Source organism: Caballeronia ptereochthonis (assembly GCF_001545075.1).
GTDB classification, from domain to species: domain Bacteria; phylum Pseudomonadota; class Gammaproteobacteria; order Burkholderiales; family Burkholderiaceae; genus Caballeronia; species Caballeronia ptereochthonis.
In genome coordinates, this window is the sequence record NZ_FCOB02000005.1 from 140,931 (window position 1) to 167,133 (window position 26,203).

Annotated in this window: 24 protein-coding genes and 2 tRNA genes; 15 read left to right on the forward strand and 11 right to left on the reverse strand. The window is 60.6% G+C overall.

Going from position 1 to position 26,203, the window contains the following annotated elements; translation table 11 throughout:
• Nucleotides 1-6: 6 nt before the first annotated feature.
• Nucleotides 7-552, reverse strand: a complete 546-nt coding sequence (locus AWB83_RS06980) for a LuxR C-terminal-related transcriptional regulator (RefSeq protein WP_087043634.1) — start codon at nucleotides 550-552, stop codon at nucleotides 7-9.
• A 219-nt stretch (nucleotides 553-771) separates the two neighbouring features.
• Between AWB83_RS06980 and AWB83_RS06985 the strand changes: the two genes are divergently transcribed.
• The 15 genes from AWB83_RS06985 to AWB83_RS07060 all read left to right on the forward strand — a co-directional run bounded on the left by AWB83_RS06985 (nucleotide 772) and on the right by AWB83_RS07060 (nucleotide 15,178).
• Complete coding sequence (locus tag AWB83_RS06985) at nucleotides 772-1,476, forward strand: CoA transferase subunit A (RefSeq protein WP_087043635.1); 705 nt, start codon at nucleotides 772-774, stop codon at nucleotides 1,474-1,476.
• Nucleotides 1,477-1,478: 2 nt separating this feature from the next.
• Nucleotides 1,479-2,120 (forward strand): CoA transferase subunit B, encoded by a 642-nt coding sequence (locus tag AWB83_RS06990; RefSeq protein ID WP_087043637.1) that lies wholly within the window; start codon nucleotides 1,479-1,481, stop codon nucleotides 2,118-2,120.
• A 202-nt stretch (nucleotides 2,121-2,322) separates the two neighbouring features.
• Nucleotides 2,323-3,243: an alpha/beta fold hydrolase gene (locus tag AWB83_RS06995; RefSeq protein WP_087043640.1), complete on the forward strand. Its 921-nt coding sequence runs from the start codon at nucleotides 2,323-2,325 to the stop codon at nucleotides 3,241-3,243.
• Nucleotides 3,244-3,305: 62 nt separating this feature from the next.
• Nucleotides 3,306-3,659: a RidA family protein gene (locus tag AWB83_RS07000; RefSeq protein WP_087043642.1), complete on the forward strand. Its 354-nt coding sequence runs from the start codon at nucleotides 3,306-3,308 to the stop codon at nucleotides 3,657-3,659.
• Nucleotides 3,660-3,701: 42 nt separating this feature from the next.
• Entirely contained in the window at nucleotides 3,702-5,921 is a 2,220-nt protein-coding gene (locus AWB83_RS07005; protein ID WP_087043644.1) for a RelA/SpoT family protein, read from the forward strand.
• A 140-nt stretch (nucleotides 5,922-6,061) separates the two neighbouring features.
• Nucleotides 6,062-6,138, forward strand: a tRNA-Val gene (locus AWB83_RS07010).
• Nucleotides 6,139-6,430: 292 nt separating this feature from the next.
• On the forward strand, nucleotides 6,431-8,338 hold the full coding sequence (thrS, locus tag AWB83_RS07020; RefSeq protein WP_087043646.1) for a threonine--tRNA ligase: 1,908 nt from the start codon (nucleotides 6,431-6,433) through the stop codon (nucleotides 8,336-8,338).
• A 47-nt stretch (nucleotides 8,339-8,385) separates the two neighbouring features.
• The gene (gene infC / locus AWB83_RS07025) at nucleotides 8,386-8,919 is read left to right on the forward strand and encodes a translation initiation factor IF-3 (RefSeq protein ID WP_087043648.1); all 534 of its coding nucleotides are present in this window, start codon (nucleotides 8,386-8,388) and stop codon (nucleotides 8,917-8,919) included.
• Nucleotides 8,920-9,143: 224 nt separating this feature from the next.
• The gene (gene rpmI, locus AWB83_RS07030; protein WP_087043650.1) at nucleotides 9,144-9,341 is read left to right on the forward strand and encodes a 50S ribosomal protein L35; all 198 of its coding nucleotides are present in this window, start codon (nucleotides 9,144-9,146) and stop codon (nucleotides 9,339-9,341) included.
• Nucleotides 9,342-9,369: 28 nt separating this feature from the next.
• Nucleotides 9,370-9,729 carry a 50S ribosomal protein L20 gene (gene rplT / locus AWB83_RS07035; protein ID WP_050328332.1) on the forward strand — a complete coding sequence of 120 codons (360 nt, stop codon included), beginning with the start codon at nucleotides 9,370-9,372 and terminating at the stop codon, nucleotides 9,727-9,729.
• A gap of 189 nt (nucleotides 9,730-9,918) precedes the next feature.
• Entirely contained in the window at nucleotides 9,919-10,932 is a 1,014-nt protein-coding gene (gene pheS, locus AWB83_RS07040; RefSeq protein WP_167389082.1) for a phenylalanine--tRNA ligase subunit alpha, read from the forward strand.
• Nucleotides 10,933-11,015: 83 nt separating this feature from the next.
• The gene (pheT, locus tag AWB83_RS07045; RefSeq protein WP_087043654.1) at nucleotides 11,016-13,448 is read left to right on the forward strand and encodes a phenylalanine--tRNA ligase subunit beta; all 2,433 of its coding nucleotides are present in this window, start codon (nucleotides 11,016-11,018) and stop codon (nucleotides 13,446-13,448) included.
• Between the two features lie 64 nt (nucleotides 13,449-13,512).
• On the forward strand, nucleotides 13,513-13,923 hold the full coding sequence (locus tag AWB83_RS07050; RefSeq protein ID WP_087043656.1) for an integration host factor subunit alpha: 411 nt from the start codon (nucleotides 13,513-13,515) through the stop codon (nucleotides 13,921-13,923).
• Nucleotides 13,924-14,009: 86 nt separating this feature from the next.
• On the forward strand, nucleotides 14,010-14,390 hold the full coding sequence (locus AWB83_RS07055; RefSeq protein WP_087043658.1) for a MerR family transcriptional regulator: 381 nt from the start codon (nucleotides 14,010-14,012) through the stop codon (nucleotides 14,388-14,390).
• Nucleotides 14,391-14,578: 188 nt separating this feature from the next.
• A complete protein-coding gene (locus AWB83_RS07060) occupies nucleotides 14,579-15,178 on the forward strand; it encodes a short chain dehydrogenase (RefSeq protein WP_087043916.1) in 600 nt (199 codons plus the stop codon).
• Here AWB83_RS07060 and AWB83_RS07065 read toward each other — a convergent pair.
• From AWB83_RS07065 to AWB83_RS07110, 10 genes are all read right to left on the reverse strand, one after another.
• Complete coding sequence (locus AWB83_RS07065; protein WP_087043660.1) at nucleotides 15,168-15,452, reverse strand: hypothetical protein; 285 nt, start codon at nucleotides 15,450-15,452, stop codon at nucleotides 15,168-15,170. The two genes, AWB83_RS07060 and AWB83_RS07065, sit on opposite strands and share 11 nt — an antisense overlap.
• 204 nt (nucleotides 15,453-15,656) lie before the next feature.
• Nucleotides 15,657-15,899 (reverse strand): hypothetical protein, encoded by a 243-nt coding sequence (locus AWB83_RS07070; RefSeq protein ID WP_087043662.1) that lies wholly within the window; start codon nucleotides 15,897-15,899, stop codon nucleotides 15,657-15,659.
• A gap of 197 nt (nucleotides 15,900-16,096) precedes the next feature.
• A complete protein-coding gene (locus AWB83_RS07075; protein WP_087043664.1) occupies nucleotides 16,097-18,178 on the reverse strand; it encodes a glycosyltransferase in 2,082 nt (693 codons plus the stop codon).
• Entirely contained in the window at nucleotides 18,168-19,757 is a 1,590-nt protein-coding gene (locus tag AWB83_RS07080; RefSeq protein ID WP_087043666.1) for a class I SAM-dependent methyltransferase, read from the reverse strand. The genes AWB83_RS07075 and AWB83_RS07080 overlap by 11 nt, the downstream gene beginning before the upstream one ends.
• 59 nt (nucleotides 19,758-19,816) lie before the next feature.
• The gene (locus AWB83_RS07085) at nucleotides 19,817-21,541 is read right to left on the reverse strand and encodes an acyltransferase family protein (RefSeq protein ID WP_087043668.1); all 1,725 of its coding nucleotides are present in this window, start codon (nucleotides 21,539-21,541) and stop codon (nucleotides 19,817-19,819) included.
• 478 nt (nucleotides 21,542-22,019) lie between these two features.
• Nucleotides 22,020-23,159 carry an acyltransferase family protein gene (locus AWB83_RS07090; protein ID WP_087043670.1) on the reverse strand — a complete coding sequence of 380 codons (1,140 nt, stop codon included), beginning with the start codon at nucleotides 23,157-23,159 and terminating at the stop codon, nucleotides 22,020-22,022.
• A 46-nt stretch (nucleotides 23,160-23,205) separates the two neighbouring features.
• A complete protein-coding gene (locus AWB83_RS07095) occupies nucleotides 23,206-24,294 on the reverse strand; it encodes a hypothetical protein (protein WP_087043672.1) in 1,089 nt (362 codons plus the stop codon).
• Nucleotides 24,295-24,572: 278 nt separating this feature from the next.
• Nucleotides 24,573-24,649: transfer RNA gene (locus tag AWB83_RS07100), tRNA-Pro, on the reverse strand.
• An 89-nt stretch (nucleotides 24,650-24,738) separates the two neighbouring features.
• On the reverse strand, nucleotides 24,739-25,212 hold the full coding sequence (locus tag AWB83_RS07105; RefSeq protein WP_244197611.1) for a hypothetical protein: 474 nt from the start codon (nucleotides 25,210-25,212) through the stop codon (nucleotides 24,739-24,741).
• Nucleotides 25,213-25,303: 91 nt separating this feature from the next.
• A complete protein-coding gene (locus AWB83_RS07110) occupies nucleotides 25,304-26,194 on the reverse strand; it encodes a LysR family transcriptional regulator (protein WP_087043675.1) in 891 nt (296 codons plus the stop codon).
• Nucleotides 26,195-26,203 lie beyond the last annotated feature (9 nt).

Consider the following 26,203-nt stretch of genomic DNA (forward strand, 5'->3'; position numbering starts at 1 on the left):
TGCACGTCAGGTGCCGAGCAGACGTTGCAGGAGCTCGGTGGCGTTGCCCGTGTCGTACTTTCTCATGAGCCGCGCGCGGTAGATATCCACCGTGCGCGGGCTGATATCGAGCACGCGGCCGATCTGCTTGCTCGTCTTGCCCGTCACGAGCTGCGCGGCGATTTCCCGCTCGCGCGGCGTCAGCTCGATGGCGACGCGCCGCGTCGCGCTCAGATCTTCGAACGTCCAGACGCCCGCGGCGTGCGGCGCGGCCTGGTCGAGCGCCCGGCCGGTCACGTGGCACCAGAACAGTTCGCCGTTCCTGCGCCTCATGATGCGGTCGTCGCTGTACGTGCCTTCCTTGCTGATGTGCGCGGCGATGCGCTCGCCGATGCGCGCGAACTCGTCCGGCGACGGATAAATCACCTCGAACGACTTGCCGATGAGCGCCTCGCGCGCAAAGCCGAAGATCGCGCAGACCTGCTCGTTGCAATCCTCGATGATGCGCTCGCGCGAAAGCACGAGCCCGACGGGCGCGAGATGAAACGCGGTTTGATAGTCCAGTTCACGCATGTGGAATCGGGTGCCGGGCGTCTGTGTTTCGCGGCTGACGCCGCCGGGAACCAAACGGGCGCGGGCAATGACTTATGTATTTTTGCGTATTGTGCCGGATCGTCCGCGCAGCGTACTCTTTTGCCACGCCAACAGGCCGCCTGACGCACGCATGACAGCGCCGCGGCGGCTTCAAAAAGCCGATTTTCAGTTGGTTTCACACATGGAAGGGACACACAGATGAACAAGGTCTATCCCAGCGCGAAAGCGGCGCTCGAGGACATCGTCAAGGACGGGCAGACGTTCGCCGTCGGCGGTTTCGGGCTGTGCGGCATTCCCGAGGCGCTCATCGCCGCGCTGCGCGACACGGGCGTGAAGGACATCACCTGCATCAGCAACAACGCGGGCGTCGACGGCTTCGGCCTCGGCCTCCTGCTCGAGACGCGCCAGATCAAGAAGATGATTTCGTCGTACGTGGGCGAAAACAAGGAGTTCGAGCGGCAATATCTCGCCGGCGAGCTGGAGCTCGAATTCACGCCGCAGGGCACGCTCGCCGAGAAGCTGCGCGCGGGCGGCGCGGGCATTCCGGCGTTCTTCACCAACACGGGCTTCGGCACCGTGATCGCCGAAGGCAAGGAAACGCGCCAGTTCGGCGAGAACCACTACGTGCTCGAGCATTCGCTGACTGCCGATGTCGGCCTCGTGAAGGCATGGAAGGCCGACAAGTCGGGCAACCTGATCTATCGCCGCACGGCACGCAACTTCAACCCGATGTGCGCGATGGCGGGCAAGATCACCGTCGCCGAAGTCGAGGAAATCGTGGAGGTCGGCGAGCTCGATCCGGACGCGATCCACACGCCCGGCATCTTCGTGCAGCGCCTCGTGCTGAATGCGCACCCGGAGAAGCGCATCGAACAGCGCATCGTCCGCGCGAAAGGAGAGTAATCATGGCTTGGACTCGTGACCAGATGGCCGCGCGCGCGGCGCAGGAACTGCAGGACGGCTTCTACGTGAACCTCGGCATCGGCCTGCCGACGCTCGTCGCCAATCACGTGCCGGACGGCATGGAAGTGTGGCTGCAATCGGAAAACGGCCTGCTCGGCATCGGCCCGTCGCCGTATGAAGACGAAGTGGACGCCGACCTCATCAACGCCGGCAAGCAGACCGTGACGACGCTGCCGGGCTCGTCGATCTTTTCGTCGGCGGATTCGTTCGCGATGATCCGCGGCGGCCACATCAACCTGGCGATCCTCGGCGCGATGCAGATCAGCAAGAAGGGCGATCTCGCCAACTGGATGATCCCCGGCAAGATGATCAAGGGCATGGGCGGCGCGATGGACCTCGTCGCGGGTGTGAAGAAGGTCGTCGTGCTGATGGAGCACGTCGCCAAGGGCGACCAGCACAAGATCCTCGAAGAGTGCACGCTGCCGCTGACGGGCGTGGGCGTCGTGGATCGCATCATCACGGACCTCGGCGTGATCGACGTCACCGACAACGGGCTGAAGCTCGTCGAGCTGGCCGACGGCGTGACGGTCGAGGAAATCCAGAAGAAGACGGGCGCGCCGCTCGATGTCACGAGCGTGAAGTGACGTCGGATTGACACGGGCGCCGCTTGGGCGGCGTCGGCGCGAATCGGGGCGGGCGAGGCTTTTGGGCTTCGCCCGCTTTGCTTTTTGCGCGCACGGCCGCATCTGCTCGAGTGAAACCGGGGTCGTCCGTTCGGCCAGCGCCCGCTCGATCCGGCGCGAGGCGCTTTACAATCGTCTGGACCCTTGCCACGAGGAATTCTCCATGACCGCACCCATCGTCGTCGAAGCAGTCCAGTCAGACCTGAGCGAGCCGCGCCAGCGCTTCGTGCAATGCGCGAGTCCGGCGGGCCTGCATCGCATGGCCTATACGGAGTGGGGCGATCCGGCGAATCCGCGGGTGCTGCTCTGCGTGCACGGCCTGACGCGCTCGGGGCGCGATTTCGACCGGCTCGCGCAGGCGTTCGCGCATGACTATCGCGTCGTATGCCCGGATGTGGTCGGTCGAGGCCTGTCGGACTGGCTTGCCGATTCGCGCTACTACGGCGTGCCGCAGTATGTCGCCGACATGGTCACGCTGATCGCGCGCTTGAACGTGGAGACGGTGGACTGGTTCGGCACGTCGATGGGCGGACTGATCGGCATGGCGCTCGGCGGGCTGCCCAATACGCCGATCCGCAGGATGCTGCTCAACGACGTCGGGCCGCACATCGAGCCCATCGCGCTTGGCCGCATCGGCGACTATCTCGGCAAGCCCGCGCGCTTTGCCTCGCTCGACGAAGGCGTGCGCTACGCGGCGGCGCTCGCCGCCTCGTTCGGGCCGTTGACGGACGAGGAGTGGGCGAGCATCAACACGCCGCTTCTGCTCGAACGCGACGGCGCATGGGGTTTCCGCTACGACCCGGGTATCGCGACGCCCTTCACGTCGGCCACCGACGAGCAGAACGCGGCCGGAGAAGCGTTCCTGTGGCAGTCGCTCGCGTCGATCAAGACGCCGGTGCTGGTCGTGCGCGGCGAAAGCTCGGACCTGCTGTCGCGCGAGACGGTCGCGCAAATGATCGAAAAAGGCCAAGCCGTGACGAGCGTCGAGATTCCGGGAGCGGGCCACGCGCCGGCATTCCTTGCCGAAGATCAAATCGCCATTGCCAGGGGGTTCTTTCTCGGGAATGGCGGTAGCGGGGCATAATGTCGGGTTGAGCGCCCGGCGCTTCACCTGTTTTTTCACCATTCATCGATCAGGAACACACAATGGCAGTCATTCGTCATCACGTCGGCCCGCGTCTTTCCGAGATCGCGATCCACAACGGCACGGTGTATCTCGCCGGCCAGATCGCCGAAGACACGAACCAGGACATCACCGGCCAGACGCGCGAAGTGCTCGGTCACATCGACCGCTTGCTCGAGGAAGCGAACAGCGACAAATCGCATTTGCTGTCGGTGCAGATCTATATCTCCGACATGGTGCATTTCGCCGGCATGAACGCCGTGTGGGATTCGTGGGTCGCCGAAGGCAGCACGCCGCCGCGCGCCACGGTCGAGGCGAAGCTCGCCAATCCCGCGTGCCTCGTCGAAATCGTGGTGATCGCGGCTCAACGCGGCTGATTCATCGCTTAGTCGAGCTTCGAAAGTAGTGGCATCACCCGCATGACCGAGACCGCCGTCCACGCCGAAACGCTGCCCGAGCCGTCCATCGACGACGCGCTCGCGTTCGTGCGCGAGCACGCGAAGGACGCGCGGCTCTCGACGGGCGAACTGCTCGCCGAGCACGCCGCCGGCACCGCGCGCATCATGCAGACGCTCAACGTCGATTCGCACGCGATCGCCGCGGCGGCGCTCTTCGCGCTGGCGCCGCATCTGGACGATCCCGAGAAGGTGATCACCGAGCGCTTCGGGCCGGAAGTGCAGCGGCTCGTCGGCGACGTGCGCAAGCTTCTGCGGCTGGGCTCGGTCAGCTCGCGCGCCACGCTCGCGGAATTGCCCGACACGCGCGATGCGCAGGCCGCGCGCCGCGCGCAGGTCGAAGCGCTGCGCAAGATGCTGCTCGCGTTCGCGCAGGACATCCGCGTCGTGCTCATCAGGCTCGCGTCGCGGGTGCAGACGCTGCGCTATCACGCCGCGCACAAGCTCGATCCCTCGCCGGACGTGCCGCGCGAGACGCTCGAAATCTACGCGCCGCTCGCCAATCGACTCGGTATCTGGCAACTCAAGTGGGAACTCGAGGATCTGTCGTTCCGCTTCGAGGACCCGGTCACGTACAAGCGCATCGCGAAGCTGCTGGACGAGAAGCGTGTCGAGCGCGAGACCTATGTGACCGAGGCGATCGCGCGCCTGCAGAAGGAACTCGACACCGCGCACATCAAGGCGGAGGTGAGCGGGCGGCCGAAGCACATCTACAGCATCTGGAAGAAGATGCGCGGCAAGCATCTCGATTTCTCCGAGCTGAACGACGTGCGCGCGTTTCGCGTGATCGTCGGGGACATCAAGGATTGCTACACCGTGCTCGGCATCGTGCACAACCTGTGGCAGCCCGTGCCGCGCGAGTTCGACGACTACATCTCGCGCCCCAAGCCCAACGGCTACAAATCGCTGCACACGGTGGTGATCGGCGACGACGGCCGCGCGTTCGAAGTGCAGATCCGCACGCAGGAAATGCATCAGTTCGCCGAATACGGCGTGGCCGCGCACTGGCGCTACAAGGAAGCGGGCACGCGCGGCTACGCGGGCCAGGTGACGGCGAGCGAGAAATACGACGAGAAGATCGCGTGGCTGCGCCAGCTTCTCGCCTGGAAGGACGATGTCGAAGGCGAGCGCCCGGGCTGGCAGCAACTGCGCGACGCCACGCTCGACGACGACCACATCTACGTGCTCACGCCGCAGGCGCGCGTGATCGCCTTGCCGCAGGGCGCGACCGCCATCGATTTCGCGTATCACCTGCACAGCGAGCTGGGACACCGCTGTCGCGGCGCGCGCGTCGACGGCGCGATGGTGCCGCTCAACACGCCGCTGCAGAACGGCCAGACGGTCGAGATCGTCGCGGTGAAGGAGGGCGGGCCGTCGCGCGACTGGCTCAATCCGCAGCTCGGCTATCTGCACAGCGCGCGGGCGCGGCAGAAGGTGCGGGCGTGGTTCCATGCGGCGGACGCGGCCGAGAACATCGCGGCGGGACGGACGATCGTCGAAAAGACCTTGCAGCGCGAGGGGAAGACCTCGGTCAGCCTGGAGCAGCTCGCGACGAAACTCGGCTTCAAGGCGCCGGAAGATCTCTACGCGGCGGTCGCCAAGGAAGAGTTCAGCCTGCGCAACATTGAGCAGGCGCTCTCCGATACACCGCCGCCCGAGCCTGAGCCGGAAGCGCCCGAACAGTTCGAGAAGCGCAGCAGCGGACAGAGCGTCGCGCACGGCGCATCGACGGGCGTGCTCGTGGTCGGCGTGGATGCGCTACTCACGCAGCTCGCACGCTGCTGCCGGCCCGCGCCGCCCGATCCGATCGCCGGGTTCGTCACGCGCGGCAAGGGCATGTCGGTGCACCGCACGGATTGCGAGACGTTCAAGCGCATGGCCCAGCGCTCGCCCGAGCGGGTGCTGCATACGACATGGTCCGCCGACGTGATGAACGGCCGCGGGTCGTCCGTGTACCCGGTGGATCTGTCGGTGGAATCGGCCGACCGGCAGGGTTTGCTGCGCGATATCTCCGAAGTGTTCGCGCGCGAGAAAATCAATGTGATCGGCGTGAAGAGCCAGAGCCGCAGGAACATTGCGTATATGCAGTTCACTGTGGAAGTGTCGAACGCCGCGCAGATTCAGCGCGCGTGCACGCTGCTCGGGGAAGTGCAGGGCGTGATTCGCGCGTCGCGGCGCGCCTGACGGGCGGCTGATTTGTGGCTAAATGCTTGATGCGGCAACGCATTCCACGAGAAGTTGATCGGATTAGCGAATATTTCTGATTTTTCCGCAGACAAACACTTGCCAAGATCCGAAACGCTCCATATAATCTCACTTCTTTCAGGCTCGTAGCTCAGCTGGTTAGAGCACCACCTTGACATGGTGGGGGTCGTTGGTTCGAGTCCAATCGAGCCTACCAACGAAAACGAAATTCGGCGAACTCCGGTTCGCGGGGTTTCAGACCGCAAGAAGCGCTCAGCGCAAAAGGCAAAAAATGGCCCGTCGAACGTTGACCGAAACAACTTCGGAGCGACGCTAGTCGAGGACCTTATTCGCCTTCTGCCAAATTGTTTCGCGGTATGTGTGAAAAGTGAATGCGGCCCCTCGATAGCGGGGCCGCATTTTTTTTGTCTCCCGGTTTTCGAAACGAAATCGCGGGGGCAATGCTTAATCGAAATCGCTCGGCGTGCGCCGGCGTCCTGGAGAACGATATGGTTTCGGTACGTTTGCCTGATGGGTCGGTCCGAAAATACGACCACCCGGTGACCGTCGCGGAAGTCGCGGCATCGATCGGCGCGGGCCTCGCCAAGGCGGCGCTCGCCGGCAAGCTCAACGGCGAACTCGTCGATACCTCCTTCCTGATCGACCGCGATTCGTCGCTCGCGATCGTCACCGACAAGGACCCGGAGGGCGTCGATGTCGTGCGGCACTCGACTGCGCACTTGCTGGCGTACGCGGTGAAGGATCTCTTCCCCGAAGCGCAGGTGACCATCGGACCGGTCATCGATAACGGCTTCTACTACGACTTCTCGTACAGCCGTCCCTTTACGCCCGAAGATCTGGAAAAGATCGAAAAGCGCATGCAGGAACTCGCCAAGAAGGACGAGCCGGTGTCGCGCCGCATCGTTTCGCGCGACGAGGCGGTCGAGTACTTCAAGAGCATCGGCGAGAAGTACAAGGCGGAGATCATCGGTTCCATTCCGGATAGCGACGAGATCAGGCTCTATGCGCACGGCAACTTCATCGACCTGTGCCGCGGCCCGCACGTGCCGTCCACCGGCAAGCTGAAGGTCTTCAAGCTGATGAAGGTCGCGGGCGCGTACTGGCGCGGTGATTCGAAGAACGAGCAGTTGCAGCGCATCTACGGCACGGCCTGGACCAAGAAGGAAGATCAGGACGCGTACCTGCACATGCTGGAAGAAGCCGAGAAGCGCGATCACCGCAAGCTCGGCAAGCAGCTGGACCTGTTCCATCTGCAAGATGAAGCGCCGGGTATGGTGTTCTGGCATCCGAAGGGCTGGTCGCTGTGGCAGCAGGTCGAGCAGTACATGCGCCGCCGCGTGAACGAGGCGGGCTATCTCGAGATCAAGACCCCGATGGTCATGGACCGTTCGCTCTGGGAAGCGTCGGGCCACTGGCAGAACTATCGTGAAAACATGTTCACGACCGAGTCGGAGAAGCGCGACTACGCGATCAAGCCGATGAACTGTCCGGGTCACGTGCAGGTGTTCAATCACGGTCTGCGTTCGTATCGCGATCTGCCGCTGCGCTACGCGGAATTCGGGTCGTGCCATCGCAACGAGCCGTCGGGCGCGCTGCACGGCCTGATGCGCGTGCGCGGCTTCGTCCAGGACGATGCGCACATTTTCTGCACGGAAGACCAGTTCATCGCCGAATCGATCGCCTTCAACACCCTCGCGATGAGCGTGTACAAGGATTTCGGGTTCGATCACATCGACATCAAGCTGTCGCTGCGTCCCGAGCAGCGCGCGGGCACCGATGAAATCTGGGATCGTGCGGAGCAAGGCCTGCGCGACGCGCTCACCGCCTGCGGCCTGCAGTGGGAAGAACTCGCGGGCGAGGGCGCGTTCTATGGTCCGAAGATCGAGTACCACATCAAGGACGCGCTCGGCCGTTCCTGGCAGTGCGGCACGCTGCAGCTCGACATGGTGCTGCCGGAGCGTCTCGGCGCGGAATACGTCGCCGAGGACAACAGCCGCCGTCGCCCGGTGATGCTCCACCGCGCGATCGTCGGCTCGATGGAGCGCTTCCTCGGGATTCTGATCGAGCACCATGCTGGTGCAATGCCGCCGTGGCTGGCGCCGACCCAGGCCGTCGTGCTCAATATTGCCGAAAGTCAGGCGGAATACGCCGCAAATCTGGCCCAATCGTTGCAAAAACAAGGGCTTAGAGTCGAGTGCGATTTGCGCAATGAGAAGATTAGCTATAAAATACGCGAGCACACGCTGCAAAAGGTGCCGTATTTGCTGGTTGTCGGCGACAAGGAGCGTGATGCACAAACTGTGGCCGTGCGTGCTCGTGGCGGTGTCGATCTGGGCGTGATGCCCGTCGACGCATTTCTCGAGCGCTTGCAGCAGGAAGTGCGGGCGTTCAAGTAAGCCACTCGCAGCGCGGCTTGTTTTTTCATTTTTAGAGGAAACGTAACATCGCTACTGATAAGTCGTCACATCGCATCAACGGTGAAATTACCGCGCCGGAAGTGCGCTTGGTCGGAGTGGACAACGAGCCGCTCGGAATCGTGAAGCTGGCCGAGGCTTTCCGCCTGTCGGAACAGCACGACGTGGATCTCGTCGAAATCGCGCCGCAGGCGTCCCCGCCTGTCTGCCGTTTGATGGACTACGGCAAGTTCAAGTACTCGGAAGCGAAGAAGCAGCACGAGGCGAAGCTCAAGCAGAAGATCGTGCAGGTGAAGGAAGTCAAATTCCGCCCCGGCACGGATGACGGTGACTACAACGTCAAGCTGCGCAACCTCACGCGCTTCCTTGAAGACGGCGACAAGACGAAAATCACGTTGCGTTTCCGTGGTCGCGAAATGGCGCACCAGGAAATCGGCATGCGCATGCTCGAACGCCTGAAGTCGGATCTCGACGAATACGGCCAGGTCGAGCAGATGCCGAAGATGGAAGGGCGCCAGATGATCATGGTGCTTGCCCCGAAGAAGAAGGGTAAGCAAGCATAAGTAGTGAAGCAATGGATCGCGCGCCGTCGCAAGGCGGCTGGCGCGGCATTGCCGGCGGTTTCAGAGTGGCGTCATTTCGGTGACGCCGCTCATGAAAGGCGGCGGTTCTTCAGAACCGTTCGCACACAAGTGGAGCGTGGGTTTCGAAGGGCGGGCAGGGATCCGACGTGGTTTGATCGGATCAGCCGCACACCCATGACCATCAAATAAACTGGAGTTGTTTCATGCCGAAGATGAAGACCAAGAAGAGCGCTGCGAAGCGCTTCGTGGTGCGTCCGGGCGGTACCGTCAAGCGCGGTCAAGCGTTCAAGCGCCACATTCTTACCAAGAAAACCACCAAGAACAAACGCCATCTGCGTGGCATCACGGCCGTTCACGAGTCTGATCTGAACTCCGTCCGCGCAATGCTGCCGTTCGCCTAACCTCAACTAACACTCCAAGGAGAGCAACATGCCTCGAGTAAAACGTGGGGTTACCGCACGGGCCCGTCACAAGAAGATCATCGCGCTGGCCAAGGGTTACCGCGGCCGTCGCAATAACGTCTATCGCATCGCCAAGCAGGCGGTCATGCGCGCTGGCCAATACGCCTACCGCGATCGCCGCAACAAGAAGCGTGTGTTCCGCGCACTGTGGATCACGCGTATCAACGCTGCGGTGCGTCAGCACGACATGACCTACAGCGTGTTCATCAACGGCCTGAAGAAGGCTTCGATCGAACTCGACCGCAAGGTGCTGGCTGACATGGCTGTGTTCGACAAGGCTGCTTTTGCTGCGATCGTGAAGCAGGTGAAAGCCGCCGTTGCAGCCTAATTGCGAAATTAGTACTGCGTGGTTCGCCTTCGCGTCACCGGGTTGTTGACGGTGGTGCGAAGGCAGAAAACGGGGCTCTCACCGAGCCCCGTTTTTGTTGGTCGGACGGTTTTGCGCATGGCTTGAAGGGCTCAGGACGAGCGCAAAACCGAACCTCAGTTTGAATTTGACGTAGAGAAGATGGGATCAATGGATCTGGATCAGATTGTCGCCGACGCGAAAAGCGCCTTTGAACACGCCACCGATGCCAACACGCTCGAAAACGAGAAGGCGCGGTTTCTCGGCAAGTCGGGCGCGCTGACGGAATTGCTGAAGGGTTTGGGCAGGCTCGATCCGGAAGCGAAGAAGACTGAAGGTGCGCGCATCAATCAGGCAAAGCAGCAGGTCGAAGCCGCGCTGAACGCGCGCCGTCAGGCGCTCGCGGATGCGCTGCTGAACCAGCGTCTGGCGGCCGAGGCCATCGACGTCACGCTGCCGGGCCGCGGTATGGGCGCGGGTACGCTGCATCCGGTGATGCGCACGTGGGAGCGCGTGGAGCAGGTGTTCCGCACGATCGGCTTCGACGTCGCCGATGGTCCCGAGATCGAAACCGACTGGTACAACTTCACCGCGTTGAACAGCCCGGAGAATCATCCGGCGCGTTCGATGCAGGACACTTTCTACGTCGACGGCAAGGATGCCGACGGCCGCCCGCTCTTGCTTCGCACGCACACGAGTCCGATGCAGGTGCGCTACGCGCGCATGAACAAGCCGCCGATCAAGGTGATCGTGCCGGGCCGCACGTATCGCGTCGACAGCGACGCCACCCACTCGCCGATGTTCAACCAGGTCGAAGGCCTGTGGATCGAGGAGAACATCAGCTTCGCCGATCTGAAGGGCGTCTACACCGATTTCCTCAAGAAGTTTTTCGAGCGCGACGACATTCTCGTGCGCTTCCGTCCGTCGTATTTCCCGTTCACGGAGCCGTCGGCCGAGATCGACATGATGTTCGAGCATGGCAAGAACGCGGGCAAATGGCTGGAAATCTCCGGCTCGGGTCAGGTGCATCCGACCGTCATCCGCAACATGGGCCTCGACCCGGAGCGCTACATCGGCTTCGCGTTCGGCAGCGGCCTCGAGCGTCTGACCATGCTGCGCTACGGCGTTCAGGATCTGCGCCTGTTCTTCGAGAACGATCTGCGTTTCCTGCGCCAGTTCGCCTGATAGCCGCACGCATCGCCCGCGACGTCCGGCTTGCAACGAAAGAGCCGAACGAGAGACTCCAAACATTTCGAACGTAGACACACATGCAATTCCCCGAATCCTGGCTCCGCAGTTTCGTCGATCCCAAGCTCTCCACCGATGAGCTCGCGCATGCGCTGACGATGGCCGGCCTCGAAGTCGAAGACCTGCGCCCGGTCGCGCCGCCGACCACGAACATCGTGGTCGGGCAGGTGCTCGAAGTCGCGAAGCATCCGAACGCCGACAAGCTCAATGTCTGCCAGGTCGATGCCGGCACGGGCGAGCGACTGAACATCGTGTGCGGCGCGCCGAACGTGTCGCCGGGCATCAAGGTGCCGGTCGCGCTCATCGGCGCCGTGTTGCCACCGGTCGAGGCGGGCGGCGAGCCGTTCGCGATCAAGCCGACCAAGCTGCGCGGGGTCGATAGCCAGGGCATGCTGTGCTCGGCGCGCGAGCTGAAGCTCTCGGAAGATCATAGCGGCCTGCTCATTCTTCCTGCGGACGCGAAGATCGGCCAGGACATCCGCGAAGCGCTCAATCTCGACGACACCGTCTTCGAGATCAAGCTCACGCCGAACAAGGCGGATTGCCTCTCGGTATTCGGCGTCGCGCGCGAAACCGCGGCGATCACCGGCGCGCCGTTGAAGGCGCCCGACATGCCGGCGGTAGAAACGAAGCTCGACGAAAAGCTGCCCGTGAAGATCCTCGCGCCGGACCTGTGCGGCCGCTTCTCGGGCCGCGTGATTCGTGGCGTGAACGCGCACGCGAAGACGCCGCAATGGATGGTCGAGCGTCTGGAGCGCGCGGGCCAGCGCAGCATCTCCGCGCTCGTCGATATCTCCAACTACGTGATGCTCGAACTGGGCCGTCCGTCGCACGTGTTCGATCTCGACAAGATCCACGGCGTGATGGAAGTGCGTTGGGGCAAGAAGGGCGAGTCGCTCAAGCTGCTCAACGGCAACACCATCGAAGTCGATGAAACCGTTGGCGTGATCGCCGACGATCACCATCTCGAAAGCCTCGCGGGCATCATGGGCGGCGATAGCACGGCCGTGTCGCTCGACACGACCAACATCTATCTCGAGGCCGCCTTCTGGTGGCCGGACGCGATCCGCGGCCGCGCGCGCAGGTACAACTTCTCGACCGACGCGGCGCATCGCTTCGAGCGCGGCGTCGATTACTCGACGACCGTCGAGCACATCGAACGCATCTCGCGCCTGATCCTCGACATCTGCGGCGGCGAGGCCGGCCCGGTGGACGATCAGATCGTCAACGTGCCCGAGCGCAATCCGGTGTCGATGCGCGTGTCGCGCGCGCATCGCATCATCGGCGTGGAAATCGGCGCCGAAGAGATCGCGCAAATTTTTACGCGACTGAACCTCGCGTTCGAACGCGACGGCGACACCTTCAAGGTCACGCCGCCGCCGTATCGATTCGATATCGAGATCGAGGAAGATCTGATCGAGGAAGTGGCGCGCATCTACGGCTTCGAGAAGATTCCGGCACGGCCGCCGGTCGCGCGCAGCGAAATGCGGATCACGAATGAAACGAAGCGTTCGATCCACACGCTGCGCCACGCGGTCGCCGCGCGCGACTATTCGGAGACGGTCAACTTCAGTTTCGTCGATGCCGAATGGGAGCAGGATTTCGCCGGCAACGACAATCCGATCAGGCTGCTCAACCCGATCGCGAGCCAGCTTTCGGTCATGCGCACGACTACGTTCGGCAGCCTGATCGAAGTGCTGCGCCACAACCTGAACCGCCGCGCCGACCGCATTCGTGTGTTCGAGGCGGGGCGCGTGTTCCATCGCGACGCGAAGGTGTTGGCGGGCGAGCTGACCGTCGAAGGTTTCGCGCAGCCGAAGATGATCGGCGGCCTCGCTTATGGCCCGGTGGTCGAAGAGCAGTGGGGCGCCGCATCGCGCAACGTCGACTTCTTCGACGTGAAGGGCGACGTCGAAGCGCTCTTCGCGCCTGTCGTGCCGCGCTTCGTGAAGGCCGAGCATCCGGCGCTGCATCCGGGACGCAGCGCGCGTATCGAAGTGGCGGGGCGCGCGGTCGGCTGGATCGGCGAACTGCATCCGCGCTGGCTGCAGAAGTATGACCTGCCCAACGCGCCGATCGTCTTCGAAATCGATGCCGAAGCGCTGATGGATCGCGCGCTGCCCGCGCCGGCCGAAGTGTCGAAATTCCCGCCTGTGCGGCGCGATATCGCGGTTGTCGTAGATCAACACGTTCCGGTTCAGGCGCTTCTCGACGAGTTCGAAAACGCCCGCTCGGAGGCCGCGTGCAAGCACGTTACGAGGGTTGCGCTTTTCGATGAATTTCGTCCAAAATCAAATACTTCCGGTGGGTTGGGAGCGCACGAGAAAAGTCTTGCCTTCCGTGTAACGTTGCAAGATACTGGCGGCACGCTTCAGGACGAAACGGTCGATACGGCCATCAAAACGCTGGTGGATCGTCTGGCTCGAGTACACGGCGCGCGGTTGCGCGGATAGCCTGCAGTTGGCCGGTCCGTCTTAATCGCCAAGTCTTAAACGTGTTAGGCGCCGTTTTACCGATATGAACCAAATGAACTCGAGTGATTTCGAAGCCCTTCTTTCGGCGCAGCGCAGCGCCATGACCCGAGATACCACGACTTCGAACGGCGGCGCGTCCGGTGACATGCCGACGCTCACGAAAGCCGAACTGGCGGAGATGCTGTTCGACCACGTCGGTCTGAACAAGCGCGAGGCGAAAGACATGGTCGAAGCCTTCTTCGAAGTCATTCGCGATGCGCTGGAGAGCGGCGAGAGCGTCAAGCTTTCCGGATTCGGTAATTTTCAACTGCGCGACAAACCTCAGCGTCCGGGCCGCAACCCGAAGACGGGCGAGGCCATTCCCATTGCCGCGCGGCGGGTCGTCACGTTTCATGCAAGTCAGAAGCTGAAGGCGCTGGTCGAAACGGGAGCAGAGACGGATCTCGCACGCTGATCCGTTCAGGCGCGGCATCGATCGCGCGCTCCGCTGCTGGCCACCGCGCTTCAATCGACATCACCTACCACGATGGTTGATCGACGATGGAAAAAGTCGTCTTGCCTCCGATCCCGGCCAAGCGTTATTTCACGATTGGCGAAGTCAGCGAGCTGTGCGGCGTCAAGCCTCACGTGCTGCGCTATTGGGAGCAGGAATTCACGCAACTGAGGCCGGTGAAGCGGCGAGGCAACCGCCGGTACTATCAGCATCACGAGGTCTTGCTGATCCGGCGTATCCGTGAGTTGTTGTACGAGCAGGGCTTCACGATCAATGGTGCGCGCAACCGGCTCGACTCGCAGGGGCGCGCAAGTGTCGGCGAAGCCGAGATGGCCGAAGCGCAAGCCGCGCCGCAAGCCCAGCCGGGGGTCGATGTCGATCAGTTGCGCAAGGATATTCTTCAGGTGATCGACTTGCTGGGCGGATGAGCGCCTGCGTTGAAGTGTCGGAAAATGCCGCGATTCGTCGCGGCATTTTTTTCGCCTGCGCATTGCGGCGCATGAATGCCTGCGCTGCACGCTGCGCGCAGCGGCAGTACGATAAGCGCTTGCTCGTTCCACGTCTTTCGCGCCGTGTAAGCACGGCGCGGCCTTGTCACGTCGAATCAGGAGGGCTTATGCGAGTGCTGCTCGTTGGCGCAACCGGCTTGTTGGGCACTCAGATCAAACGGATTCTCGAGCCGCAGCATGAAGTGATCACCGCGAGCCGCAAAGGCTCCGACGTGTCGGTCGATTTGTCGGATAAGGCGAGCATCGTCGCGATGTTCGACAAAGTGGGGAAGGTCGGCGCGGTGGTGTGCGTCGGTGGCGCGGCAAAGTTCGCGCCGCTCGATTCGCTCAGCGATGGCGACTACGCATTCAGTCTCGCGAACAAGTTGATGGGGCAGGTGAACCTCGTGCGCTGCGCGATCGGTCATGTCGATGAAGGCGGGTCCGTCACGCTGACGAGCGGCGTGCTGGCTCAGCAGCCGATGGTTGGCAGCGCGGCCGTCAGCATCGTGAACGCGGGTGTCGAAGGATTCGCCCGTGTGGCCGCGCTGGAGCTGCAAGGCAAGATGCGCGTGAACGTCGTGAGTCCGGGTTGGGTCGCGGAGACGCTGGAATCGATGGGCAAGGATCCTTCGCAAGGCATCCCTGCTGCGGAGGTGGCGAAGGTCTACAGGCGCACGATCGATGAAACGATCACCGGGCAGACGCTGCTTGCCGCTAAGACTTGATCGCGGCGCGCAAGCGCTTCTTTGGGGGGGCGGTCGCGTTGCTGCCCGCCGTCTTCGCATCGACTGACCAGTAGACGATGCTCGGGCCTACGCCCCAGGGCGGATAGATACGCCAGTCGCCACCGCCATGGTGGAAGAAGTACAGCGCGAACGTTCCGCCAGGTTTCGATGCGCTCACGCACATGTAGCGGCTGCCGCCTGGATAGATGCGCCCGAAACGCGTGACGCGCGCACGGCTCGTCGAGGCGAACCATCTTGCGACTTCCGCGCGCAAGGGGGAGCGGATTCGATCCGTGTGGATGCGCCGATGCGGCATAGGCGCTGGGACGGGGAAAGGCATGGTGCACCGACTCTTATGTGTCACATTAAGATTAGAGCTTAAATTACTGACACACAAGTATTTTTGGCGTTTATGTCTGAATGATACGTCCCCGGGAGAAGTCGCTTCCGACGATGCAAGCCGTACGCTTCGCAGACCCTATACGCGCAAGCTCATCACTGCACTGGCGTTGGTCAGCGCTTCGTCTTCCGCGCGGACTTTGAGCATCACATCGGCCAGCCGGTAGTAAAACTGCGCGCGCTCTTCGAGAAGGGCGGGCGATGCATCGATCGGCAATGCATCGCCGGCCAAAGCCTGGCCTGCAAAGTAGTCACGTAGCGACATTCCGAAGTTGCTGTTGCCGGGGAATGCGCGGGGGTTGTTGAGCTTGCTGTATGCCATTGTTGTTGCTCGCAGTTCTTGTACGTGACGATGCTCGAAGAACAAAAGGGCTCTGCGCCGGAGGCCGGAGAGCCTTTTTGATCAGAACTTTCGGGCGGTGTGCTCGTTCAAAATCCCCTGCTGGTCGAAACAGCGCGTGGGATGCAGCACGTCCGCTTCCCGCAGATCGAAGTCGAACGCACCGCCCGGAAAGGTACTTACGCGGCCTGGTGCGCGGACGGGAGCCGGGCAGGCTGTCGGGCCTTGATGTGATGCCTGAACAGACGCCTGTATGCATCGGTTCGGATGCTCCAATCCCAACGCTTGATCCACTGCAGGTTCTCTTGAGACAGCACATGCAAAAGATGCCGCTTTTTCACCAGTTCTTCAATGGCGTCGGCCAGAAGGACGGCATCGCGCTCCTTGAGGATGAAATGCTTTTGCTGAGGACCGAATGCCTCGGACACAATGCCGACGTTGGTGGTGATGACCGGCACGCCGCACGCCATCGCTTCGAGCACCGGATTGGGCGTGCCCTCGGCTTCTGAACAGCAGATCAGAACATCCAGTGCGTTGTAGTAGTCGGGCATCCTGTCATGCGAGATCTGGCGAATCTGCCGATCCGCGAAGTATTCGTCGACGACGATGCCCCGCGATTTCAGCTGATCCAGTGCCGGACGCAGGATGGTGTGGAAACCCTTCGGGTCTCGCAGGCGACCTTCTTCGGTATGCGTACCCCACGCACTGTTGCCGGACCAGCCCACACGCAAGGGCCGATGCTCGTTCCCGATGAAGCGCTCTGTCGCAGCCGGCTTGAATTTGGTCAGATCGACACCGTCCGGCGTTTCCAGATCCGGATTCGGATAGCTTGGGATGCCTTGATAGATGCGCTGCAATATGCGTGAGCTAACGGTGTATCCGTTCGAAAGCTGAGTGAAGAGCGGGATGCGATGTTCGATTTCCGCCTGGGTCAGGAACAGATGGTCGAATACAGTTAGCGTGATTGGCCGGGGCGCGATGACCTGCGACACGAAATTGTTCCAGCTGCCGTAGAGCTGATCGATTCTCTGACGCTCCCACGGCTCGCAAACGAGGGACAAGGGTTCACGCCAAAGATAATGGACCAGGTCGTGCTCCTTGGTCATTTCCAGAAGCATGGTCGGTTGCTCGACATCCTGAGACGTCAGGATGTCGAATTCGAACTCGTCGGAGACGTATTTGATGATCTGCCGCGCGATGTTCGCGAGGGCCCAGGTATTCATGTCGACGATGAGGGCGACACGCGGTCGACGCGGTCCCGATCCAGTCGAAACGGTGTCGCGCTGGCGACCGTTGTGAACGTCCAGCCCAAGATCCTGCTCTCGTTGACGCACCCACGTGTCCACTCCGTCGGTCCACACCTTGTATCCGTGCTTCTTCTCGAAGTGAACGGCAGCGGCCTCGAGGCGTGCGCGCGCAAAGCGAGCGCGCTCGTAGTCCTTGTCGTCTGTCGTCTCCGGCTTCAGGTGATCATGGACCAGGGCTCTGACATCGCTCGCTCCGACTTTCAGCCCGGCACGGAACAACCGTACCGAAAACTCGAAGTCTTCGAATCCGACGAACATTCCCTCGTCGAATCCACCCTGGGCCAGGAAAGAGTCCTTGCGGAAAACCGACGCGCATCCCGACATGAACGTACCCAGATAGCCCGGGCCATCGTAACCGGTATGGCTCTGACGATGAGCCGTACCGCCGCCGATGATGAACTCGTTCATGTCGAACGTGAGGTAAAGATGCCCGCCACGAATGAAGTTGGTGTTGGCGTCCTCGTTGAGCACGGCCATCGTCATGAAATGGCAGCCGAGAACGGCGAGGTCGTGCTGAATCTCGGGAAGCGGGTTCTTGATGAAGTAGACGTCGTTGTCCAGGCTCATCACCCACTCGGTGCGCACGTGGGGCATCGTCCTGTTGCGCCCGCCCGCCACCCCGTAGTTTTGTCCGAGCACCTCGATGCGCCAGCGAAACGGCATTCCTTCCAGATAGCGTCGAAGCGCTTCGCGTTCCTCTTCGCTCGATCCGTTGTCGATCACGAGGACTTCGCCCTTGAAATTCGGAATCTGATCAGCGATCGAACGGCAGAGCTTGATGGACAGCCTGCTGCGATTCAGCGACAGGAACGTGATCGTGAGATGCTCGCCGTTCAGCCCGATGTTCGGTCCTTCTCTCCGCCCGGAGTCGGCATTCAGGAACTCGTGGTAACGATGCGTGACGTAGGGCCTTGCCTCGAGGCCGCTTTCCAGATTTTCGATATTAAATTGCATGGCTTCGACGCACGGAATTCAGAAGAGCACCGACAACTTTGAGGACGGCGTTGGGAATGGCCTTGCGAATCAGCCACCAGGCTCTGACGACGTTCCAGGGCACGCGCGCCAGGTGTCCGTTCGCTGTCTGGATCGCGAGGCGATGTTCGTCGAGCATTCGGTTGTGCAGTTGGTTCGTCGCCGCTGCATCTTGCTGCATTGAGTTCAACTGCCTTCGTGTCGATTCGAGTTCGCTGCGCGCAGCATCGAGTTCGCGACGTGTGGCGTCGAATTCGCGACGTGCAGCGTCGGCGTCGTGTCGAGCATGCTCTGTTTCTTGTCGAGCGTGATCGAGCGTCGCGCGCAATTCCGAGGCGGAGTGCTCGTGCCGATAAATCGCTCGCCAGGCCGCCGCCACCTCCGCTTGTGCGGCACGGCGGGACATTCCCAGGCGCTCGACTTCCTTTTCCGTGAAATGCAGCTTCTCGCTGTAAGACTCGACGGATTTCGTCAGAACCACCAGCTCGCTGTTCATCACCGCTTCTTGCGCCTTCGCCTGTTCGAGTTGTTCGGTACTCGCAATCAAGGAAGCATTCAGCGATTCGATCTGACCGGTTAGTGCCAGTTCGCGCGTGCGCGCTTCTTCTAGCTTCCTGATTTCCGAGTTCACGGCGTCTTGCAGGGCTGCTAGTTGTTCTTTCTGCGCGGATTCCCGCGCCAGGGTTTCTTCAAGCTCTTTTGCGAGCAATCGCCGCACGGATTCATCATTCTTGCGGCTCAATGGATCGGGTTTGATGGCCCAAATACCATCGCGCGGGAAGAGTACCTGGCGCCCCAGATTCATCGATACCGGATATCCGGCGAAGATCGTTTTCTTGTTTGCCGCTGCGCCCCACACACCTACGTAGAACGCGGCCTCTGCGGGCGTGGCATCGCTCTCGATCTGCGACGGAACGTACACGGCTGAATCGATCGACTGGAATTCAAGCATGGCATCCTGCGGCGTCGAAGCGTCGCCGCTCTTCAATTTGCCATGTTGCTCGGCTACGGAAAAGCCGATGCCCAGCGTGCCCAGGTTCCACGAATCGGCCTTGCCAAGAACCTTCTCGGCAAGAGCCTGGAACTCTTCGAGTGTGAAGCGGCGCTTGTGGAATTCGTTCTGGCCACCGAGATCGTAGTACCAGTAGTCGTTCGGCGCGGAAATGATGATCGTGGCGTTCGGAGCTGCGACGTCGCGGATGTTCTTCAGGAACAGTTCCGGATCGTCGACGTGCTCGATCGTCTCCAGCGAAACGATCAGATCGAATTTCTGTTCTTGAGTGATCTGCGTCAGTTGCTCGCCGGGGCTTGCAACAAAGCGGACGCGCTCATTCGAAAATCGCTTGTTGGCCGCGGCGACCGCCTCCGGCGATACGTCCACACCCAGAACCGACTGCGCTCCCCATTCGGCCATGAGCCAGGATCCGTAGCCTTCGCCACAGGCGATATCCAGAACCTTGCGGCCCGAACACAGATCTTTCGCCGTCAGGTAGCGAGCGATGTGGATCGCTGCCTCGATCGCGATATAGCGGGACGAGCCGCCGAACTCTAAACGCTCCATGATCTTTTGCTGTCTGTATCAGTTAAAAAACAAATGGCTTGACGGGACTATCGAGCGACTTACGCAGCGACTTCTTGACGTGCGGCTTCTCTCGCTTCGGCAGGATGTGGGCGCACGTTTCCAGCGTGCTCCGGCTGAGATACATAACGAACCTTGAACGCGAAGAAGGGGCGTTCAATCAGGCAGTAAGTCAGACCCGAAAGCAACAACACACCGGGCAGGGCGATGAAAACCCCCGTAATGAGCACGTTCAATGTCCAGTCGCTGGTGAGCGGGACAACGCCGATATAGCGTTGCAGTTGCGGGATCGCGACGTACTGCATGACGTAGACCGAGAAACTGACTGCGCCGAATTTGGCCAGAAGGTCATCCAGCCCTGATGGAATGCGCACTCTCCATGAAAGGTAGGTCAGCGTGAACAACATCCATACTGACGCTTCGAGCGCGGGCCAAATGATCCACACCGACGAGCCCGCCGTGCCGCTGTATCCGCCCAGTTGCAGGTTGAATACGGTCATCACGCCGAGCAACAGGAGCGCCGACAGGGGAAACGCAAGGACGTTTCCGAGCAAGCGATGACGCTTGTTATAGGCGATCGCGCCGAGCATGCCGATGATGAACTGATCCATTCGGCCGAGGATGGTCCAGTAACCGAAATCCCGACCATCGCTGTACAGGTTGAAGTAACAGGCCTTGATCAGAATGAAGAGACCAAGCAGTCCAACGAGGTACCGGGGGCCGCGTGTGTTGGTGAATTTGTTGAGAAACGGAAAGATCGAGTAAAACTGAAATTCGACGCCGATGGTCCAGAGCTGGCCGAAGTAGGGAACCGCCTGAACTGAGTAGAAGTTGGCCATGGGTATGGCGAACAAGACGATGTCCAGGGGTTTGAAGTCCCAGCGCTTGGTGCTGAAAGCGATCACCAGGGCAAAGACATAAAGCGGGAAGATACGAATTACGCGTGCAAGAAGAAACCGTTTGTAGTTGATTTCCTTGCCGCGGCCGATGTGGGCGAAGATAAAGCCGCTCAACACCATGAACAAGCCCACGCCAGTGTGGCCGTCAGCGATTAGCGCGACCAGCGGGTTATGCGAGCGGTACGCGTTGGTGATGAAGTTGTGAAAGAAGTGATAGAGCAGGACGAGTGCGGCCGCAACGAAGCGTAGATGGTCGAGGCGCGAGAAATAGGCCGTGCTGACCAGCGGACCGTGGCTGCTGGCCGCCGCGGCTTGCCTGGGCATTGCCCACTTCAAGCCCAACAGTGCGACGATGATCACGGCAATGAATATCCCAAACGCTTCGGAGGCTTCATCGAATCCGATGATGCTCGACCAAGGCGCCAACGAGATCAGCTTGATGTAAAAGGTCTTGCCAAAGGGGTCGTAAAGGTCGAGATGAGTACGCTTGCCGTCAACGTCGATATCCAAGGTTCCGCTTTTCGGCGTCGCGTTCAGCTGCACATAGTCCAGCGTGAAAATGTCACCTCTCCAGCGCAAGCTGGGAGTCGTTCCGGCCGTCGGGGCAGAGGCCGCAAAGGTATTATCAGTGCGGGCCCAGCCGTCCGCGACGACCGAATTTGCAATGCGAGCGGGCAACGTCAGGGAAACGTCATTGGCGGAAGAGAGCAGATCGCGATCGGCCGTCGGGACGATGTTGATGTGCAGAGTCGATTTGGCCGATGTGACGAGGTAACCGAAGCTTGCGAGTAGCGCGAGAGAGACTGCTATGCACCAACGAAGGAACGCATCTGAGCGTCCGTTGCTGTACGAATTCGTAACTTGCATTTCATAGCCGCTCCACGCTGGAAACGGTCATTTGTTTCAAAGCGGCATAGTTTATAGGAAACTGCTTAATTGTAACGTGACATTACAGAGAAAAGCCAAGTAAGGTAAAAAATACCGGTAATAATTACGTTTATACCCTTGATGGTCGATGTGTCTGTCTGGACAAACGAACTCGAGAGGTCCCATGCAAACGCAAAAACTTTCGAAAAATCGGTCGAAGATGGTAATTTATTTTGTAATAATGGCGATGATAGGTGAGATCCGCGCGTTATACTAGCTCCCAAGTCAATGCGTTACCGCTTGATGGCGGGTGCTTCGAGGTGTGTTGCCAAGACGCAACGACCCGAATGCGGCAAATTTTGCGCGAACACTCGTTTGCACACGGGGCTGCGGCCGCAGTTCAAGTCGTCAGTGTTGGTTATTTTTAGGAAAACGGCTGAGGTCAAACGATGACGGCGTGATGAGATCGGACTTTTGCTCACTGCCTGGCGGCATCTGCAACCGCGCGCTCACGTCTTGGTTGATCGCCTTCCGCGTCTGCGGTCAGCATACGCTCAGCCCGTCTCCGGCCTTTATTTCGGCACGGGACCTCGATGACGCGATATGAGAATTCTGTGAGCACGATCGTCAATAAAATGGCAATTGCCACCACGCTCGAGATTTGAACCGGGCCTTCCACCGACATAGTGCGGAGGCGCGCATAGAGTTCGCGCGCTGCGAAGAAGGCCAGGAGATGTGTCAGATACAGGGAAAATGATCGCGCGCCGAGCCAGTTCGTCACTCGTTTCAGTAGGTTGCTTTGGACGATGTAATCGCGATCGAAAGACGCGATGAACACGAGCGCGGCCGCGATCAATGCGATGGCGCCGTTATAAAAAGGCACGACACCGGGCGAAGCGACACCAATTAGCGCAATAAGAAGCGCTCCTACGAGCGTCGCTCGCAAAATCTTCCGGTCCAGAATGGAGTGCGCCACTCTGATAATCGCGGTTTTCTCCGATGTCAGGCCGATCAAAACGCCGAAACAGAGCGCGTCGGTCCTGAAGAACCATAGAGCGGATGGCCAATCGCGCGTGAGAAACAATTGACTTCCGGCGATCAAAATGAGTAACAAGACAAAGAACTTGCGTGGGAGAAACAACAATGCGAATGGAGCAAGCAGATAGAACTGCTCCTCTAGGGAAAGACTCCAGTAGACGGCCAGGCTGGAGAATTCACATGGGTGAGTTGCATTTGGAGCCGAGCAGACGGCCCCATAGAGATTCGCGAATTGTCCAATGCCCGCCAGGGCGAATGTCAGCGTACCTTCAACCGTTCCGAACAGGCCGAGTCGATTGAAGAAGATCGAAAGAATGACAGAGGCGAAAGCCCAGCAAATAGCGGCGGGCCAAAGACGATAAATGCGCCGGATCCAGAACGGTTTGATGATCGAGAGAATGGACGGTCTGGCTGTCCGGCGTTTCAGGTCAAGAAGTGACCTCGTAATGACGAAGCCGGAGATGGCGAAGAACAGATCGACGCCGCCTCCGAGCCAGAATGCATAAACCCAACGGTCCCACGATGGCTCGAGTCGTGCCAAATGCGCGCAGATCGTCAGCGCAATAGCGTAGGCGCGCAAAGCTTAGATGTCTGAATTCTTCCGCATCTTCGAGTGAGTTCGCTCGTCAGGCAAAAGGACGCTTGAGGATGCGTCGAAGCCAGTTGTTGCTGAAAGCGCGTGGTTGTCTGGTTGCGCGCGAGTCCATCGGGGTGAGGAGTCTTCGGAGCGTGTCGAAAGCATATTCGACGCGTTGCCCCGCGCGCCCGGTATACGCTTCCAATGTCTTGTTCAGTTGCGTGCGGAACGAAGGCTCCTTGAACCGATCGAGAATCTGCAGTATCGGAGAAGCAGCCATCTCGTCGGCGACGATTCCAAACGGCTCGTATTCTTCGCCGCCCAAGTGAGGTACGACCGCCGTCGGTATGTTCATCGAAAGGGACGCTAGCGCCAGTGTGCTTCCCGAAGTGATCACTCCAGACACGCGTTGCAGTGCTCGACTTAGTGGTTCGGTCGGATCTGAAAACGCGAACGTCTGTCGAAGTCCGTCATAGTTTGCAACGTGCTCCGGATGGGGTCGGAGAACCACCTTCTTGCCTGAGGAAGCCTCGATCTCAGAACTTAGTCGCTTCACCACGTCGGGCGTCAGATCTTTTTGAAGCGCGAACAATACGATCTCGTCGTCGGGTTGCCGGTCAATCCTGTATGAATCCAGCAGCGGAAGGGAGAGTGCTGTGGTTCGCTCTCTGAACTGCGGTGAAAGCCGATCCACGAAGGCTTGCCCGAACACGCCGAGGTAGTCGAACGAATCAAACAAGGTTTCGTAATAACCCCAAGGCTGCACGAATCCATGCTGAAGTCCGATGACTCGCGTTCGCGGGGACACGGCTTGCACCCATTCTTTTAATTTCAACTCAGGCCCGACATGACAGGTCGTCAATAAAATGCCGTCGTAGTGCTCCTCCGTGACGCAACGCTGAATCGCGGCGACGCACGCGGACTCCGTGGTCTCGCAAAAAGCAAAATCTTTATCGATGGGCGCGGTTATCCGCGCGAAGGACTGAATGTCGCTCCGATAGAGGGCTGCATGATCGGGATCCGAAAGGCGCGGAAAGAGAAGGAAGCTGCAACGCCCATCCTTCGAGCGGACTTTGTCCGCGAGCGGCAACCAATTCATCAGGCAGCGGCCTGTAAACGCCGAAATCAGAATGTTCAAGACGTAGAGGTACCTTTGATTGCGCCGTACGGAGACGCGCCGCGGTGGGAGTCACCGGTCGGTGCATTGTTTTAGTCGCTGTCCATGATGCCGGAGCGCACATATCGCTTCGCCGACGCAAGTTGGGCCCGGCAGACGAATCGAGCGCGAACGATACCTTATATCCACTCAGTAAGCCGAGTTTCTTGCCCTGTGATTCTGACTCGGCGTCCCATGCAACTACAGGCGCTTCAGCCAAAAAAAACCCGCGAGAGCCTTAGCTGTCGCGGGTTTGGATCTGGTCGGGGCGAGAGGATTTGAACCTCCGACCACCTGCACCCCATGCAGGTACGCTACCAGGCTGCGCTACGCCCCGAAAGAGCGAAAGTATATCAGAGAGAAACGAAGAGTAGAACTGCTTCAGTGCATTTTACGACTTGGCTCTTCGAATTCACTCACGGACCGTCAGAGCGGCAACTCGGACTGGGTATATGGAGAGGTCTGAATCGTCAGCGAATCCTCGCGGTTGCCCGGCTTGCATCCGCGCGCAAGCTCATGCGCCAGACGCCGACGCCTGCGAAACCTCAGCGCCAGCAACAGCGACACCGCGCATGGGATCAGATACGTGAATACGCGCTCGCTCCATGCGGTGCGCGATGCCAGGTCGTCATACTGCGTCCGGTCATGGAAGCTCGCCGATGCGAAGACCATCGTCAGCGTGAAGTCCAGCAGCATCGCCAGAAGGCAGAGGACGAAGAACAGCAGCGCGCCGTTCCACCGCAGCATGCCTTGACTCGCGTTGATCGTGCGGCAGATGAAGAGCATCAGGCCGAGCAGGGTCAAGCTGAATGCCAGCGGAATCCAGGGGAAATCCATATCGCGCATACCTCGCGTGCGAATCGTGCGAATAACAACGGGAACGATCCCGGCGGCGCGCAAGGTGAAAATCTGTTGCGTATCGAGCGCCCGTTCCGGAAGCGGGCGCGATCATTACACGCGGCAAATCACGCAAGAATAAGAGTAATCCTAATCATAATGGCCGATCCGTCAGCGACTCCGACAGGAAGTCGATGAAGGTCCGCACCTTGGTCGTCATGTACTTGCGGCTCGTGTAGACCGCGTACACGGACGGCGCGAATGCCGTGTAGTTCGGCAGCACGCGCAAGAGCGAGCCCGAGGCCAGCTCCGGCTCGACGATCCACGCCGGAAAATACGCCAGCCCGAGCCCGGCGCGCACGAGTTGCAGCGCCATCGACGTATCGTTGGTTTTCAGGACGGCATGATTCTTCACGGTGAACACGCCGTCCGGACCCGTGAGCGTGACTGACTCGATGTTCGTGTAGGTCGGCAGCACCATGCGATGCCGCGCGACATCATCCGGATGCCGCAGGTTGCCGTGCTGTTCGAGATAAGCGCGCGACCCGGCGAGCACGAAGGGCATCTTGCACAGCGGCCGCACGATCAGCGACGGCGATGGTTCGGAAGTCGCGCGCAGCGCCATGTCGTAGCCTTCCTCGACCAGATCGACGAAGCGGTTCTCCAGTCTGAGATCGACCAGCACGCCTGGATAGCGCGCCTGATACGCGACGAGCAGGTCGGCGAACTTGCGGTTGGCGAACCAGCCTGGCGCGGTCACCTTCAGCACGCCCTGCGGCTGCGCCGTCTGCACGCCGACCGCCGCCTCGGCGGCCTGAAGGATGTCGAGCGCCTCGCTGCACTGCTCGTAATACACGCTGCCGGCTTCGGTGAGGCTCAGATGGCGCGTCGTCCGGTTCAGGAGCCGCACGCCCAGTTGGCGTTCCAGATTGGCGACATGCTTGCTCGTCATCGCGGTCGAGATGTCGAGCCGCTCGGCGGCCTTGACGAAGCTGCCTGCCTCGACGACCTCGCGGAACACCCGCAGGCTGGTCAGAGCATCCATCGATCATTT